Here is a 19,881-nt window from a genome sequence, read left to right as displayed (position 1 = left end):
GCAATCTCTCCCCACTACGCCATATATGATGCTTATTTCAGGGTAGCTGTTGGTACTTTATTTTTGAGCGAGTCCCTAATGTGTCTCCAGTAGTACATACGCTCCTTTGCGTAGGGAAGCTGAAAAGAGGCGGGAAGCTTCTGGTGATTCAGTCTGAGCAGCGTCTTGTGCAAAAATAATCTGCCTAAACATTAAATTTTGGGTGTTATACCGCATCCTTCTGCTTATCTACTCAAAATTGGGATCTTAGGCAGAAGCTTTCAGTCTATTAATAATTATGCACCAAGCCCAGTTTTCTGATTATTGAAATTTTTACTGCTCCATCCAAAGTAGAATTAAGCAAGTCAAAAATCAAAAAATATAAAGGTCACAGACGCTTGATTGCAGACGAGGACATGAAGCCAATATCTCCAGGGGCACCTGTATCGTGTCCATCGGCAGAGCATGTCTCGACTGGTATTCCGATACCTAAACCAATTCGTGTTACTACCTTCTCGCCAGCAGAATGGGAATCGTTTACACAAGAGTGGGCAAGTTCTTTAAAGGATTTGTACGTTCGGGTTGCGCGTCACACCGGGTCTGGGGATCAAGGAGTAGATGTGGCTGGTTTTATTAGTGATAGAGGATGGGAAGGCGGGTGGGATAATTATCAGTGCAAACACTACGATCACCCTCTGCGTCCCAGTGATATATGGGTCGAAGTTGGGAAAATCATTTACTACTCCTACAAAGGAGAATATTCGCCCCCACGCAAGTATTATTTCATTGCATCTCGTGACATAGGTACAAAACTAGGGAAGTTGATTGAAGCACCAGATAGACTAAAAGAAGAAGCTAGAAATAATTGGGAAAGCTCTTGTAAAAACGGAATTATAGAAACATCTAGTATTCCATTAAAGGATGATCTGCTTCGTTGGTTTGAGGAATTCGATTTCTCGATCTTTTCAACTAAGTCCGTTGTAGAGCTTATTGATGGACACTCAAAAACGCCTTTTCATTCGGTTAGGTTTGGTGGCGGTTTACCTCCAAGACCAGAAGTTCTAATTCCTCCAGAAGAGCATGAAGTGGTAGAAAGTCGCTATATTCAGCAGATATTTAATGCTTATGGCGATAGTTTGAGGAAAGCTGTAAATTCTGTTTCAGAACTATCTTCATCGCTGAACAGTGATTTCTTGAGGCAGCGAGAACGCTTCTATCATGCAGAATCTCTACGTAATTTTGCTCGTGATACTGTTCCTGATGGTACATTCGAGAGCCTACAGGACGAGATTTTTCACGGTGTAATCGATATCTGCGATAGCAGTCATGGGGACGGATTGGCTCGTATGAAAGCAACTGTCACTCAAGCTGCCACTATTGCAACAGCATCGAACCCACTTAGAAGTGTAGTTAAGGTACAGGATCAACAAGGTATCTGTCATCAGCTCGCAAACGAAGATCGGCTGTTTTGGGTTCCCACAAGTGAGGAGGCATAACATGGCATCCCCATTTAATACTCCACTTGAGACTGGAATAAGATCGCTTGCTATCTTGACCGCAATCTTTCCTCAGTCACTTGACCTCCAATATCTTGTCTTTTTTGACTACCTAACTGTGCATTCAGGTGATGTTGAAGGTCCCGAAAGTTTACATGCCCCTCTTCCAATGCGCTCAGGTGAACTAACCGTGCGGCGTGAATTGATTGAGCGCGGACTCTTTTTGATGATGAGCCGTGGACTTGTACATCGGTTACCTGAATCAAATGGTTTCCACTACGCTGTTACTGACACTGCTAGTGCATTCCTTTCAATGCTAAGTTCTCGATATATATCGAAACTCAAAGAACGAGCAGAATGGGTAACTGAAACCTTCGGTGAGTCAACCCCTGAAGAATTGAAAGTAGTGGAGCGGCAATTCTTTCAGGTATGGTCTATGCAGTTCCAGCCATTTGAGAGAGCAGGGGGGCGTAGAACATGACTTGGAATCCCCTGCAATTGAGAGGTCTTTCGTTCAATAGTCCACATAAAGATCCTGCTTCGTTGGAATTTCAAACTGGTTTGAACGTTATATGTGGTGCTTCGGATACGGGAAAGTCATTTATTGTAGAGGCGATCGATTTCCTCCTTGGTGCTAAAGGATCTCTGAGAGATATTCCTGAACGAGTTGGCTATGACCGAGGGAGACTTGTACTGGAAACAGTAAACAGCGAGACTTTTACCCTTGAAAGGAGTACAAGTGGGGGAGGTTTTCGTAGATTTGAAGGAAACTGGCTTACTGGCGAGCCTGATATAGAATCAGGCACTATTCTTAACCAAAAGCATGAGCACGGGAATCTAAACACACTTTCAACTTACTTGCTGTCCTTAATTGGACTTGCAGAGAAGTATGTGCAAAAAAATCAACAGGGAACTACAAATAGTCTTAGCTTTCGGAATCTTGTCAGACTAATTTTAGTTAAGGAAAGTGACATAACAAAAGAATTATCTCCTCTATTATCTGGACAGAATACTGAAAAGACGAAAGATTATTCAGTATTCAAGTTAGTACTTACTGGCGTAGATGATAGTGCATTAGTCGCTCAAGCTGAAATGCAAGCTGAGCTTATAGATATCCGAAAAAATAATAATGCTAAATGCTAAAGTTGAATTTATTGGTGAATTGATCGAAGAGTTGCAAGCCGAGCTTAGTGAAATTGGAATTAATCGTACTGAAGCTGAAGAGCAACTATTGCAACTACAGACGCAAGCTGAGCTTCAGCAAGAGATTTTGAATCGACGACAACGCGAGTTAGATGACAAAATAGAACGTCGCTATGAAATTATGCGACAGATAGAGAGATTATCTGATCGGATCAATGAAATCTCTAGTCTCCTATCGCGGTTTGAACTCCTCAAAGACCATTACCAGATTGACCTTGAGCGCCTTGCAGCGATTGAGGAATCAGGGTCTCTTTTTGTTCATCTGGAGATAACACCTTGTCCTCTATGTGGTGCCCTCCCTGATGAGCAGCATCAGGTCGAAGTTTGTGATGGTGACGTTGAAAGCGTTGTTCATGCTGCGACTGCTGAAATCGCCAAGGTGGAAAAGCTTTCTTTGGAACTCGATCAAACTGCATTAGATCTTAGAACTGAAGCTGAGGATTTAATCACTCAAAAGGAGGAGCTTAATCCTGAATTTCAGGTACTCAATCAGGAAATACAAGAAATAACGTCCCCTCTAAGAGAAGCTCAAAATACGTTTAGTGAGATTATTAGGCATTCAAGTGAAATGCAACGTGTGATTGATTCATTCAATAGAATTGGACAACTACAAGAGAAAAGATCTGTGCTTCGCATTGAAGCTGATGAACCAGTAAATTCCGTTAGCCCACAAATTGATCTCTCATCATCAGTGCTTGATGAGTTTGCCCAAAAAGTTCAGCATCTACTTCAAGCCTGGGACTTTCCTGGATCAAATCGATTACATTTTGACGAGACACTTAAAGATATCGTGATAGGCGGACAACCTCGTACTAGTCGAGGAAAAGGTTTGAGAGCTATTACTCATGCAGCTATGACTATCGGACTTATGGAATTTTGTAAGGACAGAAATCTATCACATCCAGGTTTTGTTGTACTAGATTCACCTCTTTTGGCATACTGGAAACCGGAAGCGTCCGAAGACAGGGTGATTTTAGAAGGATTAAACCTCAAGTTTCGATTCTATGAATATCTTGCTAATAGTTGTAGCGATAGCCAAATAATCATCATCGAGAATGAGCATCCACCCCTGAACATAACAGGCAGGATTACTTCAACAACCTTTACCAAGAACCCTAATGAGGGACGCTATGGTTTTTTCCCTGTTCCTGAACAATAGTTGATTGGAAGTGCATAACAAATCGTTGCAGTGGCGGAATAAAGATGATTGGTGGGGATACTCAAGTTACTTGCCGCCGCTGAACTCAATCGTTAGCTTACTGCGTCAAACGTTGGCGCGTAGTCTTGGCGCTTTGCTCGTTGCTCAGTGCGTGGTATGCGCCGCAGGGCAACCCGCTTGAGCCTGCGCGTAGTCCCGCCAGTAAGCCGTGAGCAGACTCCGCTTGATCACACGCGCCATCTGCTCTGGTGTTTTGCTAGCAGTACGGTAGAGCGTATGTCGTCCCCGATCGCCATTGAGTGTTGCATGTGCAACGCCAGCGCCCCGCTTGAAGTTGCCGTAGATCAGAAATTGGGGTTGACGCTGCACATGCAGTGAGAGGCTGATGGTCACACCTCCCTTGGGATGCTGGAGTGTGGCAAGGTCAGCGTACAGGGTGTCAATGCGCCAAGCCGCTCCCCAAGCGAGCGTCAGTGCGTGGATGAACGGGTCGAAAGCGCTTTCCGAAGGGCTTGTCGTGTTCTTAACAGTCGTCTGAGTCAGTGGTAGTTTCGGTGCTGTTTGACGCATGGTTGCTGTAGACGCGAGACGCAAAACCAGGATACACGCCGTTGCCAGTTAGCGATCGCGCTGCTTGTGTCTTGAGGATTTTGGTCAGGGTTGAATAGCGTAGGGGTTGAGTTAAACTCAGCAGAGTGGGTGACTGCTCCGCTGAGTTTAACTCAACCCCCAATCCACCTCAGCCGGAAACCCTTTCAGGCGCAAACACTGATCCAGAGATGGCAGGCTTGATCGCTTAGTTAGACCTGCTATGAGCAGACTGTACGTCAATAGCCCAAATGAGCATTGCTTACACCCCCAATTTGGCACTCATGTATGGATGCCTCACCATAAACCATTGCGTCTCGGCAGCGATTTAGTATGAATCGGATGCCACTAAGCTTTTGCACAGACTCATTCTTAATACAACAAAGCCACAGTAACCTGCGTTTGGCAGACGGAGTAGACTCGGTGACTGAAGGCGATCTCTAAGTTGATTAAGAACTGACCAAGTTAGACCATGATTAACACTTGGCGCAAAAAGCTAATTACAATAAAAGCTAAAAAGCTAAATTTATCATAAGAGCGATTTAATCTTGCTCAGAAGCACGCAGAGCCTAAAAAGTCTTCCAGCGCGTAAAGGTCTACAGAGTCCAAATCTTTTGGGTGGATAACCATCGTTAATTTCTTCGTTACAAAATCTTTCTTCGACGCAGCAATAAACGAAATAATAATGAGCTTTGTCAAAGTCATCCGAGGCAGATTCGTTCGCGCTAAATCCGAGCCAATAACTGGAATAGCCACCTCCAACCCATGTCCTCTTAATCGTACCTGTTCCCATAAGCAACTCAGCGATCGCCAAATATCATCTGCGCTTGACTTAACTCTCAAATCATTTCCTATATAACCATAGGCATTCAGAAAATACCGTCTATCTGGTAAACCCAGCACAAGGGTTGTGCCAATCGGGTATCGCCAGATCTTGCCTTTTCTTTTATTGGGTTCCCTTTTCCTCTCAGCTTTAAGAGGTTCTAAAGCCGCATCAATTTCTGCATCTAAACGCTGATGGTCGCCATGATACAGTCGCATTAGGAACTGACCTTGAACACTTGAAGGTTTGATAACCTCTCCTGGCTCTGTATCAAAAACATCGTTCGCGCCAATGACTAAATGCCCAGGTTCGTCAAACAGGTCGCCAACCTTAATCTCTATGGTGGAGTTAGGTGAAGATAAAGATCTGCAAACTGATTTACGTGGAAGGTTCAAGCCGATCGCTGATAGCAAAGCAAGGGAAACCAGTCCTCCATACCCCCACCATCCCCAATGCAACCACTCAGGCAAGAAAAGCCCTGCTGGCTCCAGAAACAGCCAGATCAAGCCAAAAATGCTGGTGAATGAGACTCCTAATCGTTTGAATTTGATAGAGGTCAGGAGTTTAAGGAACATTGCAATGTCAATGGAGGTATTACCCGATCGCTTACGCACTAAGAGTACAACTTCCTTCAACGTTAATGATGCTAGACTCCTGGTTGGCATAAACCCGTTTTCTTCGTCCTCGGAATCGCACTGGCATCACCTTGTTCTTGACTGGACCAAGCTGCAACTCCAGGACATCCTCAACGACTTGACACATCTTTAGGTAGTACGCTGCCCATAGCCAAGCCCTCGGCAAAAATAGTTCCGGTTGTGTTTGCAGCTTCGCCCACAACTCTGGAAAGATTCCTTCCTCAATTGCCACAGGACGGTTATGGGGTCCATCAAATTGAGTAGTGAAAAAACGCCCGAGATCTCTTGGCAAGGCTTCCCCCAGTAGAATCAGACGAGCACGCAATTCAGCAATCTCATCGGCACTGTGGTTATTGAAATTTGCTTCCATTGCAAACCCACTGTTCTGCGATCGCTGAATTGGGTTCAATATAATGCTGAAACTGGGTTTCCCAGCGAGTGACTCAGTTGTCACGGAAGATATCTGCATAATCCCAGCTTCATGAAGATCAGCATAGGCAAGCTGCTTCCGATTGTGGAACTCTCCTGGATGCAGGGCTTTCAACTCAGCAGCTTGCTCCATATCTTTGGGTGGAATTTGAAGGATAATGCTTCGATCTGGCTGAGTATTACTCAACTGAGCCTGGAAAAACTTTCCATCCAACATAACCCAAGCCTCTGGACTTCTCACCGCTCTGGGGCTTCGGGCAGCGCTGCTTTTTGAAGCAAGGGCTTTTCGGGATGCTGTAGAGGGCCTAGTCGCAGTATTCGTTTTCGCCATCGCTGTCTTAGTCGTTGTTCCTGATGCTGGCTTCTTGCGATCTCTGGCTACAGGAGAAGATCTCGACTTTATTGCCTCCCCCGATACGTTATTGCCCTGTTTTTTCTCAGCAGCACGAGGCTGAGCAGTCTTTTTCTTGCGTTGATTTAGCCAAAGAATAAGCTGTCCACGAAGTTGATTGCGAAAATCAGCAGGGGTTGTGTAGTCCCAAAATAAACCTTTGCCTCGTTGAAATTTCGACCTAAACTCCAAAACCTCTGCCCGTTGTTGCAACTCTTCTTTTGTAGTGAGGTGAGCTGCTGCCTGTCGGAAGTAGAACCAAACCTGTGGCTTTCCTTTGCGCCTCAGTGTACTGACTGCTCGCCCAAACTCTTCAACTGTCCCAGACCTTGCCCGTGGTGTTTTTGTCCCAATTCGATTCCACATGATGCCAATAAATAGCTCATACTCCTGCATGTTTGCGATTTGCTTATTGAGTATGTCTTGACCGTCAGTACCGTAGCCAGGGAAAACGTTTTTTTCTGATCGAACAACTTCAAGCACAACACCGCGATCCCCAGCTACAAGGCGGTTAACCTCTTCTACTACCTCCACAACATACCGACGCTCTGTAGGAGCATCACTCGGAGAGGCAAGAAAAATCTTGAGCTTTTCTACTTGCAACATCGTACTTTGGTCAATGCAGTAATCTTTAAGCCTGAAAAGTCTTACCAGCAGCTTCTCTATTGGCTCCATTCACTTATAACCTTACTCTTGAGCCTGGATCAATCAAGTGTTAATGTTACTCATAAATAAAAGTATAAAAAGCTAATTTTAGCTTTTTAACAAAAGATTTTTTAATTCAATTCAATTTTTGATAAAGTCTAATTGGCTCAAAGAAGAATTTAACTATGTTAACCATCGCGATCGCCTCCCTCAGTGGTGGACAGGGCAAGACTACCGCCTCTCTGATGCTGGGTCGTCTGCTCTCGCGCCAAGGCTACCCGACTTTATTGGTTGACGCTGATCCACAACACAATTTGACAACATACATGGATCTGGAACTTCAGGCTAATCAGCCCACACTGCTGGAGTTTCTGAAGAAATCCGTTTCGGCAGAAGACAGCATCTACCCCGCTGAAGGGAACGAAAACCTGTTCCTTATCCCTGCTGATGACCAACTCGATACTGTTCAAGACTACCTTTCTAATAGTGGTGTAGGCGCAACCTTGCTCAAGCGCCGCCTTGAGCCTGTCGCTGACGCTTTCAAAGTTTGTATCATTGACGCGCCGCCCCAGCGATCACAAATCTGTCTCACCGTCCTGGGTGCGGCGGATACCCTCATCATTCCTGCTGAAGCTTCTGTGAAAGGCTATGGTTCTTTGGTAAGAACGCTGGATCTACTGCGAAACCTCCAGGATGTCGGTGCAACAGAGGCTCAAGTGATGGGAGTCCTCCCCTTTCGCGATCGTTGGATTGGCAATTCCCAAACCCAGGAGAGCCGTGCGGCTGTTACTGGCATGTGCGAAGAGGTCGGCGAAGAGCTGATTTTGCCCTCCATTCGAGAATCTGAACGTTATAAGCAAGCCATCAATCGACGCTCTACTTTAAGTGATATGGGCTACACCGAATTGGAATATCCCTTCGAGGTGCTGATCGACAAAATTAGCAAGCTGTCAAAAAAGCAAAAAGCAAAAAGCTAATTTTGTCCTTTTAGCTTTTTACTAAAAATTGATATGACAGTGAATCCTAGGTACTCGTTTGAGTTAAAGTGATGTGAAAGTGAAACATAAAAAGCTAAAATTAGCCTTTTTACTTTTTTGCTTTTAACAAATTGCTTATTTTAACTTTAACTAACTGTCCTAAAAGCCTCTAAATCTCATGTCTGATAGTGTTCTAGACCGAATCCGCCAAAACCGCCAGCGCCCAGCCGTCCCCATCAGAGACGATACGCTCATCAGCAGAGTGCACCAGCCAGAAGCGCCTCAGAGTCTTGATGTGGTCGAGACGCTACCAGAAGCACAGGTATCTGCTGCTGCTCCCCTGTCTAACGATGCCTTAGAGGATTTGAAGGCAGAACTGGCGAAAATTCCAGAAACGAACCGCCACTCAGCGATCGTCCTGGAAAAAGAGCTTGATCAAAGCCTGACACGCTACTGCAAAGACAATCGCATCACCATTGAGGTGTTTCTTGAAGCTGCCTGGGTGCATACCGCCTCTGATCCAAAAGCAATGGAGGAAATCCTGACAGAAGCCAAGCGCCGCTACGCTGATCGCAAACGTGCTGGAAAATTACGCCGCCTCATTACCATGCTTGAAGGGCAATCCTGATCCAACGAACTCTCGGAGCAACTGTGCCTAACCCGCCTGAAGACCCCATTCTAGATAAGCTGATTACCGAGCAGCTTGAGATCATCGGCACCGTTGAAACTTACACAACGGTACTGAGCGCCGTTGTTGAACTCATGGAGGCTGCTCGCCGCGCTGCTGCGCGATCGGTTAATGCCATCATGACGGCAACCTATTGGGAGATCGGGCGGCGCATTGTCGCGCTGGAGCAGAGAGGGGAAAGCCGTGCAGAGTACGGCAAGCAGATTATTGAACGGCTAGCCAAAGATTTGAGTGATCGCTTTGGGCGTGGGTTCCAGAAAACAAACCTTTTTCAGATGCGTGCCTTTTACCTCGCCTACCCTGATCTTGAGCAGTCCTTCTCTCCTGAAACGCTCTCTCCTGAAATTTTCCAGACACTGTCCGGAAAATTCCCACTGCCCTGGTCCCATTACGTGAAGCTACTCTCCGTCAAAGCGCCTGAAGCCCGCACCTTCTATGAAACAGAGGCTCTACGGGGTGGTTGGTCAGTGCGCCAACTGAGTCGGCAAATTAGCACTCAATATTACGAGCGTGCCTTATTATCCCGCCATAAGGCAGCCATGCTAGAGAAGGGTGTGGCTCTGCGTCCTGAAGACGCTGTTACCCCTGAAGAGGAACTGAAAGACCCATTCGTTCTAGAGTTCCTTGACCTCAAAGATGAATACTCTGAGAGCGATTTGGAAGCAGCCCTCATCCGACACATCGAGAGCTTCCTTCTAGAACTTGGCGGTGATTTCACATTTGTTGGTCGTCAGCGCCGTTTGCGTATTGGCGATCAGTGGTTTAGAGTCGATTTGCTCTTCTTCCATCGTCGTTTACGCTGCTTAGTCATCATCGACCTTAAGCTTGGTGAGTTCACCTATGCCGATGCGGGGCAGATGCATATGTATCTCAACTATGCCCGCGAGCATTGGACGTATCCAGACGAGAATCCTCCTGTAGGGCTGATCTTGTGCAACAAAAAGAATGAAGCAGTTGCCCATTACGCACTTGAAGGGCTATCGAATATTTTGGCAGCAGAGTACCAAACAGCCCTACCAGATGAAAAGTTGCTCACAGCAGAGTTGGAACGGACACGCAAAGCGATCGAAAAGCGGCTGACCGCTTGATCGCTTTTAAAAATGAGTAGCGTAAAATCTGTAAGGGCATGATTGCTTTTTGAAATGCCTGTAATTTTACTGAGCAATCAATTTGCAGCCATAGAAAATCATTAAAATCACGGCTGCCTCTGACAGTAAAAAGGCAATGCCTGAGTACTGCTTCTGAGTACAGTAACCTCCTGACTAGGGTGAAAGAGCAGTGAGCTTGGCTTGGCTTCAGTGGCTCATCGCCAAGTTTGGTGGCAGTGGACACCCGATTCGAGCATTTGACGAGCGATTGACACTGCCTTTTGTAGCACTGTAAAAGTTTGGCAGTCAGGGTGCTTGAGGGTTTCCCATGCTTTCGAGGTTTGCTCCTAGCCCTTCGTCAGTCGTCAGCGCGTCGTCACCCCTTGCAGCGAGGCGTTTCAGTCTACCTGTTAAAGCTTGACGGTTTGCAGAGGCGCTGGTCTGTGGTGTGCCTGTTCGCTTGTTCGGTCTCCGGTGAACACTCTTAGAGTGTCCGGCGAACGAGTTGTGTGCGGCGAACATGAGCACAACGTCCGGCGAACGGGTGAACAGGGGCAGTAAACCATGGCAAAGCTCGAAGCAGAAATTGACCCATACCCCGTCAGTGAGCTGACTACCCGCTTTGGTATCGGCAAGACAGCCCTCTATGACCGACTCAAAGCTTTAGGCATCGTGCCAATGAAACAGGGTGGCAAGGCGTTTGTCTCCCAAGAGCCGCTCCAGCGTCTGGAGGCACTGGATGAGCACCTCAAAGCAGGTGGGACGCTCGCGAACTTCGAGCACGTTCAACGCACATCCGATGAGTCCGGCGAACAAGACAAACGAACTGACCCGGTTGTCTCCCATACGGCTACTGGCAAGCCTTCCCATGCTGAGGGTGGTGATGGTCCGCTAGGTTTCTTCCGGATGGATGTGCAATCGGTGGCGGTGTTGGTGGTCAACCTGGCAGTGCGTGGCATCAAGGAAGTGCTGCTTGCTATTTTTCCTGCTCCCCTGTCGCGGACAGAACGAGGTCTCCGCCTCTCACCGCTACGGGAACTCGAAGAAGCCTATGAGAAGCGTTGGCTGCTCTCCACCACAGAGGTGTCCGACCTTTTGGGGCTGTCCGCGACCACTGTGCGGGCGTACGGCGAACAGTTTGAACATGCTGGTTTTACGTTTACGCGCAGTCGCGTGAGCACCAGGGAGAGAGGACAGTTGGCGTGGAAGGTCGGGAAGCTGAAGGCGCTGGATGACGCGATCGATGTGGCTACGACAACGCTGGACTAATCTCTGCCCCCCTTGTCTTTTGTCGATTTCTTTGTCGGTTTCTTTGTCGCTGTCGCCTCTGCCTTCGTTGCCTTCAAAGCCTCCTCTGCCTTCGTTGCCTCTGCCTTCGCTGCCTGCCAAGCTGCTTCTAGAGCCTGGAAATAGTCTCGATCGACCTCAGTGCAGTGGTCACTCATGGTGACCGTGTTGCTGCTGTGGTGGTAGGTGACTAAGATGCCTCTGCCGTCCTTTGACTCGATTGTCAGTGTGTCACCGTTTCTTCGGAAACGATAGTTTTTAACCTCATACTCCGTTTGCTTCTGCACCCGCAAAAAGCCACCAGCGATCAACGCCATCTGCTTGCCCCACGCCTGACGTGCCCACTGTTGCAGCCGTTCCTGTTGTTGTTGTTCTGCCAACTGCTGTTGCAGTCGTTCCTGTGCTCGTTGCTGTGAGAGCGTGTGCCAGCGCTCCACGCTGCGGCAAGCCTGCTCCGTCAAACCTTGCGCTGACTCGGCACCCGCTACAGACCCCAGCACCAGGTGATCGCCACGATAAAGTGACGGTTGACCTTCTTCCCCTAACCGCATTTGGTAATCTCCAAACGTGACAGTTTTAAGCTTTGGTCTACCCGCTCGCTCAGACTCCCAGATGGCTTGAAGCCGTGGAGTTGCCCCCGCCGCCATGGCTCGACCCCAGGCTTCCTGTTGCTGTTGTGCCTGGAGTTGACGTGCCGCTTCCTGTTGCGCCGCTGCCAACCGTGCCGTCTCTTCAGCGATCTCGCGGTTCAGTAATACCATGCTTTCGTTAAATTGCTGAATTTCGTGAAAGCGACTGAGCCGTGGATGCTCCAGTACCATTTGCTGCGAGTTCGCCCGCTCGATCATCCCCGTTGCCGTGACACCTAAATGGAGCTGGGGCAGGCGATCAGTCACACCTTGTTCTTCCAGTCGGCGATGGTCTACGCGGGTCTGCTGCCCTGCATTTTCTAAAGCGCGATTGACGTGGGTCGTCCAGGCGGCTCGTTGCGTTTGTAGCACCTCCTTCTGGTTCCAGTCCCGTTCCTTTTTGCCAAAACCATTGGCGTCGATCGTTCGCATCGTGGCCATGATGTGGACGTGGGGATTTTTGGCGTTGTCTTGGTGAATCGAGAAATCAGCGACCATGCCTCGGTCCACCAGTTGCTCCTGGACAAACCCCCTTACTAAGTCGAGGCGTTGCGGCAAGGATAGTTCAACGGGCAACGCTAAATCAAAGTCCCGTGCTAACTGAGAGTCTCGGCGTTTTTCACTAGCCTCGACCACATTCCAAAGAGACTGCCGCTCCAAAACCCAAGCGGGGGCATCGGGTGGAGCCATGATCTCGCTATGGACCACGCCCTTTTTCTGGGCATAACAATGCTCCACGTCCAAGCGCTCATCGTATAAATTCGCACCAGCACGATAGGCAGCCGCAGCAACCGCGCTGCGACCGGCACTGCGCGAAATGACTTGAGCGTGGTGATGGTAAATAGCCATACACGAACAACCGAACTCCGAGGGGGTTGAGGGGGAAAGCCTCACGCACACATCGCCCGATGTATAAGTGCGATTTTACGGGACTTGGCGAAGCCACCCACAGACCTAGAGTGCCCAGCATAGCCAGCCTTGCCACCAGCCAACACTGATTATTTTTATGACTGAATCGTTGATCTTTTACGTAGCTCGTGGGCACTCTAAAACTATCCTGCGACCCCATCTTTGCTATGAGTGACACCCAAACGCCAGCCTCACCCAAAATCAAGCCAGCCAAGCCAGAAGCCGCACCAGAAAGAACCAGACTCGAAAAGCTACTAGAACAACGCCAAGCGCTAGACAATCGGATTAAGGCGCAGCAGAACCGTGAAGCGACTCAGAAGCGCCATCAAGAAACACGCGCCAAAATTCTGATTGGTGCAGCGATTCAAAAACAAATTAGTGCCGGGAAGCTGACCGAGGCGTGGCTAAAGGCGATTCTGGAGGCTGAGCTGACCTTGAAGCGCGATCGTGAAGTGTTTAAGCTGCCGCCGCTACCAGAGGCAACAGCAACCACAAAAACTTAGAGCGGGTAGTGTCAATGTGACTCCACTGTCAGTTTTTCGAGTGCCGTTTTTCCCCTCACGCCGCCTTTGTTTCCCTAGTGCTCGGTTTTTGTTGCACAAACGCCTTCAACTTTTCCACGTCTCTTCCCGTTTGGCGGTTGTGGCTACGGGTATTGGTCGCCCCGATCGACTTGTGATAGTCATCCAGTTCAGCTTGATACCGTGAGAGGAAGTCCATCACGAAGCGACGCGGCACCCGAAAATCCCGTTCTAGCAAGGACTGGGTGATGGCAAAGGTCGCTTCTGGGTGTTGCTGGTTCCATGCCTGGACTGCCTGATAAATGGCTTCTGCTGGGGCTGTGTTCGCTGTGGAGTCGGTTGTTTGCCGTGTGCTCGGCTCCGGCGTAGAGACGTTTTCACTTGGCGTTGCAGGTGTTGCCTGCGGGCTATCCCCATTGGCTAGTAAGCGCTTGAATGCCTCCAGCTTGGCTTGTGCCTGCTCTAAGTCTGTGTTCTGTGCCCTGAGTGCCGCATTTTCAGCTTGCAGTTGCGCGATGGTTGCTTGCAGTTGGCTCACGTCCTCCGGCTGGGCACTGTGGGCTACAGCCTCTCTAAGCGCGGCATTCTCGGCTTGGAGTTGGGCGATCGTTGCCTGCCACTCGCCTGCCGCTGCTCCGGGTCCTGCTACGGTGGCTAATTGCTGTTGGAGTCTTTCGATCTGACTGGTCAGCCAGGAGAGCGTGTGCGCCTGGTCAGTCATGATCTGGAGCGTACTCAGACTGGGCGACTCCGTGTGATCGCCGTCTATCGACGGTGTTGCGGCTAGAGCGGTCCGGACTGCTGACGGTTCTACTGGTGTCATGGCGTGTGACTCTACTTCTCTAGTGCTACTGGTTGCCTCTGTTGCTGGTACTTCTGGAGTTTGAATCATCCCTGCTGCCGGGACTTTCACACCTCTAGCTTTGAGCAACGTCCCCTGCCGCGACAAGTTGTAGTGAAAGTAATGCTGGGTGGCAGCCGCATTGGGTAAACTCTGCCCTTGCTCGTCCAACAGATGCCCCAGGTAATGCTGTAAAAAGCGATGCTCGTTTTTATGTTCCGGGCAAAAGAAGTGAATGGCGATCGCGCCATACAGTGCCCGTAGCCGATGGATACTCACCGTCTTGAAGCCCTCTAAGACGGGCACAAGGTCGGCAAAATGCTTTTTCACACGGGTATTGACACGGGTATTGAAAGCAGTCACACCTGGATCATCATGACCCTTACCGTGCAACGCCTGCACTGCTGGCAAAGCGCGAAACCGTTCCAAGTGGGGTAGTAAGAGTTTGACTGGCACCAGCGTCAGAATGTCAAACGCTGGTGTGACATCCTTCTGTTGCCCCTCAAACCGCAATTTATAGGGATGCTCCGTCGCCGTAAACGTGCCCTTACTCACCACTTCGGTATGCCGTCTGCCTATGAGTGCTGCCAGCGCAATGGCCAGTGTTTCCGGTTCGTTGGACTCTAGCAGCGCTTCACATTGCTCCAGGTAGGGGTCAAGCTCAACCGTCACCAGGCTATCCTGCCGTGTATTGTTCTTTTGGGCAGTGAGTCCCCGTAGCTCGTTCTGTGTCTCCAGATCGAAAGTCAGAAACTTGAGTGGGTAGTAGGTCTGAGTGACCCCCGACTCGCTGCTATCGCGTTTTGCCCACGCCTTGTTAAAGCTGTTTTGCTCCGTGAGCTTAATTTGTCCGGTGGCAAGGGCTTCCTTCAGCAGCCTGGTGTAGGCAGGGAGATACACACTATTGACACTCCCTGCGGGATAGCCCTCTAGCAACAAGGCTTTCTCAGCCTCACAGAGTGGTTGCAAGCGCTCGTAGGTGTCTTCACCCCGTTGATTGAGACTGATGCATTGATCCTTCAGCAACAGGGTCAACAACTCGCGTTCTTCTCTCGTCAGGCGAGTGCGATCGGCGTTGGCAATCCGCTGACGGAAGCGTGCGACAATCTCGTCTCTGGTTAAATCGAAGCGCGTGGCGGTACTCATGAGGGCTTCTGGTTCAGACTGTTCTTAGTATATACGAAATTACGCGCATGAGTTGTATGTAAACAAACTCATGCGCGTAAAGACTTGCTGTCTGAAGTTTGCTGTAGCGAGTGGTGCACCACGCTTGCAAGGCTCAGACCGCGACTAGAACTTTAACCTTGCCAAACAAACATTACAGCTTGAGCATGACCGTGTCGGTTAATCGTTGATGCTTCTCCCAGGCGTAAGTGTCATCACTCACAGCCCTGCTTCCACGATCGCTTGACCAAGCGCCACTGAAAGTTCTAACGGTTCAGCCCATTGCATCAAGTAAGCAAAATCCAAATGCTCGCCCTGCACTTTCATCACACCCAACACATCACGCCATTGTTTTTGGGACTGAGATCGCTTACCCCAAAGCAGCTTTGCTAGGATCACATCTTCTGGTGATGCCACCCAGAACTGCTGCGTACCAGCTTCGTCTAGTGTTTCTAAGCGCCGCCGCTGCATTTTAGAGCGATCGAACGCTGTATCAGCGTTCAGCACAATGTCAGCGTTCAGCACCATTTCTATATGGGTAACACTCAAGGTTTGACCACGACCCACCTGAATGTCTTCCACTGCTCCCGGTGGACAGTAAAACCCTGCGGCTGACAAGGCGGCGGCCAGTGGCAAGATGTTATCTCGTTGTAGATTGATGACTAAATCCAGATCGCGAGTCGTGCGGGGTTCGCCATAGACGATCGCCGCTACTCCTCCAGTAATGTAATACGGCACCTCAAAGCGCTCAAAAATTGGATGCAACAGTCGTGCGATTTCGCTGGGATCTTGAATCCACATCGTTTCGTTTCCTCTAGGAGTCAGTACTGGCAACCAGCAATCGCCTAAAACAGCTTGTGCAAAGCAAGTGCTGGCAGCATCTCCCTTTGCCTTTTTCATCCCCCTCAAAGACGTGGTTTTTGACCACCGAATGAGCCGTGCCGCCATCTGCCAGCGCTGCCAGACCAGCCGCTGTCGCAGCAACCCAAACTCAAACACATCAGTTTCAACACTGGTGTCTTCAGACTGGGCACGATAGCCAAGCTTAACGGTCATAGAGTCAGGTGGCATTTTGCTTACCTTCTAGGGGCTTGCAGTAGACATGATCCATTACTGCCAAACCCGCCCCTCAAAGCTGGTTTTGCCATTGTTAAAAGCGGTGAGAAAGTTGTTAGCCTCATCGTACCCCATCGGCTCTAGTTGGACGACTGGAGGGGCATTGACGCTGTGATGGCAGGTGTGATGCTCCACGATGCTAAGCACGTAACGCTGTCCTGGTTTGCCGCCCATTGGTCGTGTGGCAAGATAGCGCTTGCCTATTGCTAAGGTGATGTTTTGTCCGGCGATCGCTTGCGTTTTGGTTGGTGCCACTGGTTTATTCATAGTGTGGGTGTCTCTAGGAGTGAGCGGGTAAAGATGCCTCATGCGGGTTGGAGGACGTGCGTTTCAATGAGTGCTTGAGCCGCTTTGTAGGGCGCGTAGCCATCGTGATCGAAGTTCATATAGGGGAAGGCAAGATCATCTGGTGTAAAGCCTGGTTGCAGTTGTGCCAGCGACTCTGCAAACTTCACCTGCCACTCCTCGTCGCTGAGTTTTGTCTGTGGCTGCTTGCGGTACGCCTGCACTTGGCGATCGAGTGCTGCCATTGCTTCCTCAAAAGCTTTTTGAGTGAGGTTGGCAAGCTTGATCGTTTGGCTAAAGCTTCTTGCTGCGGGACTGTCAAGCACAAAGAGTTCCACTTGCTCCTTTGCTTGTGTGACGACAACGGTGACTTCGTTCACGGTGAGCCGTTCTGTGATGACTTCAGCGACTTTGCTACGAAGGCTGGCAGTCCCTGCCGCTGTTTTCAGGACGATGATGTCGTAGCCTTCCATCAATGCATGTCGGTCGTTGAGTGGCTTGAGCTTTCGTGCCGCTGCCATTTCCACCTCGGCATAGTGATAGCGCTTGCCGCGATCGGAGTAAGCAAGGATGATGCCATCAACACGGCTGCTATTGCGATCGGTGCACTGCTTGGGGTGTGGCAGTGCTTCATACCAGTGGTGATCGCGTGGGGTGTTGGGAGTCCAGCCTAAAGTACTCAAGTCCTCATTCCCGATCGACCAATCGCTAAAGTCTTGGGCATAGCTGTAATAAACAATCAGGTCATCTGGCTGGTCATCAAACCAGTGCCCCTCCAGATAAGCGACTAGCCAGCCGTCGCCATCGTCCCCTACGATCGTGCCTTCTGCGATCTGGCGGGCGACTAGCTGGTTCAGTACTTCCCAGGTCAAGCCACAGTGGTTGGGTGTGGGAAAATTCATGGTCTTAAGCCTCTTTGTTGGTAGCTGGTTTGGCTGCTGCCAGTGCTTTGATTGCTGCCAATGTCCAAACTTCCCCGGTGTCTTGATTAATGGGTTGAAGGACTTCCAGCCTCTTGGTAACAATCAGCTCGTCCATATATTTGTTGAGTAGTCCGTTTTCGTAATGGCTGACGGTGCCAAACTTTAAGCCATGCGTCACGAGGTCACGCAGTACCCAGCCCTTTGCTTCTCTGGCTTGCCGGAAGATAGTGCCTACGGCTATAGCTCCATCACGGTTGCACGGAAAGTTCATGCTTCTGCTCCTGCCTGAGTGGGTTTAGCCTGGATGTAGAGGATATCCGTGAGTTGACTCAACATTGCCTGGAAAGCCGTTGGCTCAAAGGCAGTCCACTCTGTCTCTGCAACTGCTTGCACCTCGCCCTGCTGTGCGGCAGCTTCGACTGTCTGTTCAAAGGTGTTGAAGGCTCCCTGTACGGTTTGCCAACCGTGAGCGATCGCCACTTCGTTGTCTGTAAAGTGAACATCAATCCGTTTGCGGTACATTCGCTCGATGTATATCAGTCGCAGAGTTTGGCACTGATACTCATTTGAGTGCAGTTGGGCTTTCAGAACTCGGATATGGCGGACGATGGGTAAGCCCATTGTGTTGAGGAGGATCAAGGTTGCCTTGCCTTGAAACGCCTCAACGCCTTCATTCTTCTGTTGTTCGATCATGATGGAATCTCTTCGTCTGTAGCTTTAGTCGTGGTAGGGAGCGAGGAAAGCGATCACCTCAGCCGCCGTCACAGTTGGGAAGTTGTTTGGGTCTTGTCCGGTATTCCAATCCAGGAAAGCTGGCAACCATTGCCCAAAGGTTGCTAGCGGTAGTGCATCCGCGATCGCGAAGGCATCGAGATTGCCCACCAAACAGGTTTCCTCCCGGTCTTGAAGGGCGAGCTTGCAGACAATTGTTGCTTGAGCTAGTGGACTAAGGGGTGTTCATAGCCATTCAGCGTCCCTACCAGAGCTTCGGGTGCAAAGGACTGTAGATAAGCTCTGAAGGCAGCTAAAGAGAGTACGCCAGCTTGTTGGAGTTGTGCTTGTGTCGGGTGCATGGGTGGAAAGTCTAAAGTGATTAACGAAGCTCTTACATATAAATATATATGTATACGCGAAACAAGTCAAGTGTACTTCAAAGCTTTGGATCTATAGCTTTCCTGCTGCAATGCTTGACTACTGGGCATTCTAGCCTGTATGCGTAAAAAGAGTGACTAATACAAATTTCTTATATACGCAAGATTTTTACAATTTCTTAGATGAATTATTTGTATGTTTTTGCGTATGAACGCTCGAATGGCTTATGTATGCTCGAAAAGTGTTCTCAGCCCTCCTACGTCTTCTATTCCAGGATGCCTACTGTGAAAGCGTTTCAGGGTTCTCGCTCAATTTATACCCCAAAACATACGCAAAAAAGGATAAAGGGGATCGCTGGTTTTACGGATATACATAAGATACTTGTATGCATAAGTATAAGTTATACGGGCAAAGGGTAGACACCCATCATTTTTTGGAATTCCAAAAAATGATGGGTGTCTACCCTTTGCCCGTATAACTTATACTTATGCATACAAGTATCTTATGTATATCCGTAAAACCAGCGATCCCCTTTATCCTTTTTTGCGTATGTTTTGGGGTATAAATTGAGCGAGGACCCTGAAACGCTTTCACAGTAGGCATCCTGGAATAGAAGACGTAGGAGGGCTGAGAACACTTTTCGAGCATACATAAGCCATTCGAGCGTTCATACGCAAAAACATACAAATAATTCATCTAAGAAATTGTAAAAATCTTGCGTATATAAGAAATTTGTATTAGTCACTCTTTTTACGCATACAGGCTAGAATGCCCAGTAGTCAAGCATTGCAGCAGGAAAGCTATAGATCCAAAGCTTTGAAGTACACTTGACTTGTTTCGCGTATACATATATATTTATATGTAAGAGCTTCGTTAATCACTTTAGACTTTCCACCCATGCACCCGACACAAGCACAACTCCAACAAGCTGGCGTACTCTCTTTAGCTGCCTTCAGAGCTTATCTACAGTCCTTTGCACCCGAAGCTCTGGTAGGGACGCTGAATGGCTATGA

At 49.0% G+C, this 19,881-nt stretch carries 21 protein-coding genes; 9 read left to right on the top strand and 12 right to left on the bottom strand.

The window, feature by feature from the left end; all coding sequences use genetic code 11:
* Positions 1-377 precede the first annotated feature (377 nt).
* From C7B82_RS12580 to C7B82_RS12570, 4 genes are read left to right on the top strand one after another with little or no spacing between them, the layout of a single operon-like run.
* Positions 378-1,475 carry an ABC-three component system protein gene (locus tag C7B82_RS12580; protein ID WP_106256637.1) on the top strand — a complete coding sequence of 366 codons (1,098 nt, stop codon included), beginning with the start codon at positions 378-380 and terminating at the stop codon, positions 1,473-1,475.
* A 1-nt stretch (position 1,476) separates the two neighbouring features.
* On the top strand, positions 1,477-1,956 hold the full coding sequence (locus C7B82_RS12575; RefSeq protein ID WP_106256636.1) for an ABC-three component system middle component 2: 480 nt from the start codon (positions 1,477-1,479) through the stop codon (positions 1,954-1,956).
* Positions 1,953-2,618: an AAA family ATPase gene (locus C7B82_RS33760; RefSeq protein ID WP_245939858.1), complete on the top strand. Its 666-nt coding sequence runs from the start codon at positions 1,953-1,955 to the stop codon at positions 2,616-2,618. Before C7B82_RS12575 ends, C7B82_RS33760 begins: the two co-directional genes overlap by 4 nt.
* Positions 2,605-3,837, top strand: a complete 1,233-nt coding sequence (locus tag C7B82_RS12570; protein WP_245939857.1) for a coiled-coil domain-containing protein — start codon at positions 2,605-2,607, stop codon at positions 3,835-3,837. The genes C7B82_RS33760 and C7B82_RS12570 overlap by 14 nt, the downstream gene beginning before the upstream one ends.
* Positions 3,838-3,981: 144 nt before the next feature.
* On the opposite strand, the gene C7B82_RS12565 is transcribed toward C7B82_RS12570, so the two are convergent.
* The 3 genes from C7B82_RS12565 to C7B82_RS12555 form a co-directional block, all read right to left on the bottom strand.
* The gene (locus C7B82_RS12565) at positions 3,982-4,407 is read right to left on the bottom strand and encodes a hypothetical protein (RefSeq protein ID WP_106256635.1); all 426 of its coding nucleotides are present in this window, start codon (positions 4,405-4,407) and stop codon (positions 3,982-3,984) included.
* 570 nt (positions 4,408-4,977) lie between these two features.
* Positions 4,978-5,883, bottom strand: a complete 906-nt coding sequence (locus tag C7B82_RS12560) for a macro domain-containing protein (protein WP_146141143.1) — start codon at positions 5,881-5,883, stop codon at positions 4,978-4,980.
* Positions 5,855-7,309, bottom strand: coding sequence for a hypothetical protein (locus C7B82_RS12555; protein ID WP_181357466.1), 1,455 nt, complete (start codon positions 7,307-7,309; stop codon positions 5,855-5,857). The genes C7B82_RS12560 and C7B82_RS12555 overlap by 29 nt, the downstream gene beginning before the upstream one ends.
* 224 nt (positions 7,310-7,533) lie before the next feature.
* Between C7B82_RS12555 and C7B82_RS12550 the strand changes: the two genes are divergently transcribed.
* The 4 genes from C7B82_RS12550 to C7B82_RS12535 all read left to right on the top strand — a co-directional run bounded on the left by C7B82_RS12550 (position 7,534) and on the right by C7B82_RS12535 (position 11,370).
* Positions 7,534-8,325: a ParA family protein gene (locus tag C7B82_RS12550; protein ID WP_106256632.1), complete on the top strand. Its 792-nt coding sequence runs from the start codon at positions 7,534-7,536 to the stop codon at positions 8,323-8,325.
* A gap of 178 nt (positions 8,326-8,503) precedes the next feature.
* Entirely contained in the window at positions 8,504-8,953 is a 450-nt protein-coding gene (locus C7B82_RS12545) for a carboxysome distribution maintenance protein McdB (protein WP_106256631.1), read from the top strand.
* Positions 8,954-8,976: 23 nt separating this feature from the next.
* On the top strand, positions 8,977-10,101 hold the full coding sequence (locus tag C7B82_RS12540; protein WP_219904321.1) for a PDDEXK nuclease domain-containing protein: 1,125 nt from the start codon (positions 8,977-8,979) through the stop codon (positions 10,099-10,101).
* Between the two features lie 564 nt (positions 10,102-10,665).
* The gene (locus C7B82_RS12535) at positions 10,666-11,370 is read left to right on the top strand and encodes a hypothetical protein (protein WP_106256630.1); all 705 of its coding nucleotides are present in this window, start codon (positions 10,666-10,668) and stop codon (positions 11,368-11,370) included.
* Here C7B82_RS12535 and mobQ read toward each other — a convergent pair.
* Entirely contained in the window at positions 11,367-12,866 is a 1,500-nt protein-coding gene (gene mobQ, locus C7B82_RS12530) for a MobQ family relaxase (RefSeq protein WP_106256629.1), read from the bottom strand. The genes C7B82_RS12535 and mobQ overlap by 4 nt on opposite strands.
* A gap of 227 nt (positions 12,867-13,093) precedes the next feature.
* Between mobQ and C7B82_RS12525 the strand changes: the two genes are divergently transcribed.
* On the top strand, positions 13,094-13,429 hold the full coding sequence (locus C7B82_RS12525; RefSeq protein WP_106256628.1) for a hypothetical protein: 336 nt from the start codon (positions 13,094-13,096) through the stop codon (positions 13,427-13,429).
* A 55-nt stretch (positions 13,430-13,484) separates the two neighbouring features.
* Here the strand turns inward: C7B82_RS12525 and C7B82_RS12520 are convergent, their stop codons facing one another.
* From C7B82_RS12520 to C7B82_RS34275, 8 genes are all read right to left on the bottom strand, one after another.
* Complete coding sequence (locus C7B82_RS12520; protein ID WP_106256627.1) at positions 13,485-15,434, bottom strand: protelomerase family protein; 1,950 nt, start codon at positions 15,432-15,434, stop codon at positions 13,485-13,487.
* 237 nt (positions 15,435-15,671) lie between these two features.
* On the bottom strand, positions 15,672-16,523 hold the full coding sequence (locus tag C7B82_RS12515) for a hypothetical protein (RefSeq protein ID WP_106256626.1): 852 nt from the start codon (positions 16,521-16,523) through the stop codon (positions 15,672-15,674).
* Between the two features lie 39 nt (positions 16,524-16,562).
* Entirely contained in the window at positions 16,563-16,823 is a 261-nt protein-coding gene (locus C7B82_RS12510) for a hypothetical protein (RefSeq protein WP_219904319.1), read from the bottom strand.
* 50 nt (positions 16,824-16,873) lie between these two features.
* Positions 16,874-17,755: a hypothetical protein gene (locus C7B82_RS12505; RefSeq protein WP_106256624.1), complete on the bottom strand. Its 882-nt coding sequence runs from the start codon at positions 17,753-17,755 to the stop codon at positions 16,874-16,876.
* Between the two features lie 4 nt (positions 17,756-17,759).
* Positions 17,760-18,047 carry a helix-turn-helix domain-containing protein gene (locus C7B82_RS12500; RefSeq protein ID WP_106256623.1) on the bottom strand — a complete coding sequence of 96 codons (288 nt, stop codon included), beginning with the start codon at positions 18,045-18,047 and terminating at the stop codon, positions 17,760-17,762.
* The gene (locus C7B82_RS12495) at positions 18,044-18,469 is read right to left on the bottom strand and encodes a hypothetical protein (RefSeq protein WP_106256622.1); all 426 of its coding nucleotides are present in this window, start codon (positions 18,467-18,469) and stop codon (positions 18,044-18,046) included. The genes C7B82_RS12500 and C7B82_RS12495 overlap by 4 nt, the downstream gene beginning before the upstream one ends.
* 24 nt (positions 18,470-18,493) lie before the next feature.
* Positions 18,494-18,661, bottom strand: a complete 168-nt coding sequence (locus C7B82_RS32255; RefSeq protein ID WP_181357465.1) for a hypothetical protein — start codon at positions 18,659-18,661, stop codon at positions 18,494-18,496.
* A gap of 53 nt (positions 18,662-18,714) precedes the next feature.
* The gene (locus C7B82_RS34275; protein WP_281258969.1) at positions 18,715-18,849 is read right to left on the bottom strand and encodes a hypothetical protein; all 135 of its coding nucleotides are present in this window, start codon (positions 18,847-18,849) and stop codon (positions 18,715-18,717) included.
* Positions 18,850-19,881: the final 1,032 nt, after the last annotated feature.

This window comes from Stenomitos frigidus ULC18 (assembly GCF_003003795.1).
Lineage (GTDB): Bacteria > Cyanobacteriota > Cyanobacteriia > Leptolyngbyales > Leptolyngbyaceae > Stenomitos > Stenomitos frigidus_A.
Note: the sequence above shows the minus strand (reverse complement) of the source record. Positions and strands in the feature narration are given on the sequence as shown.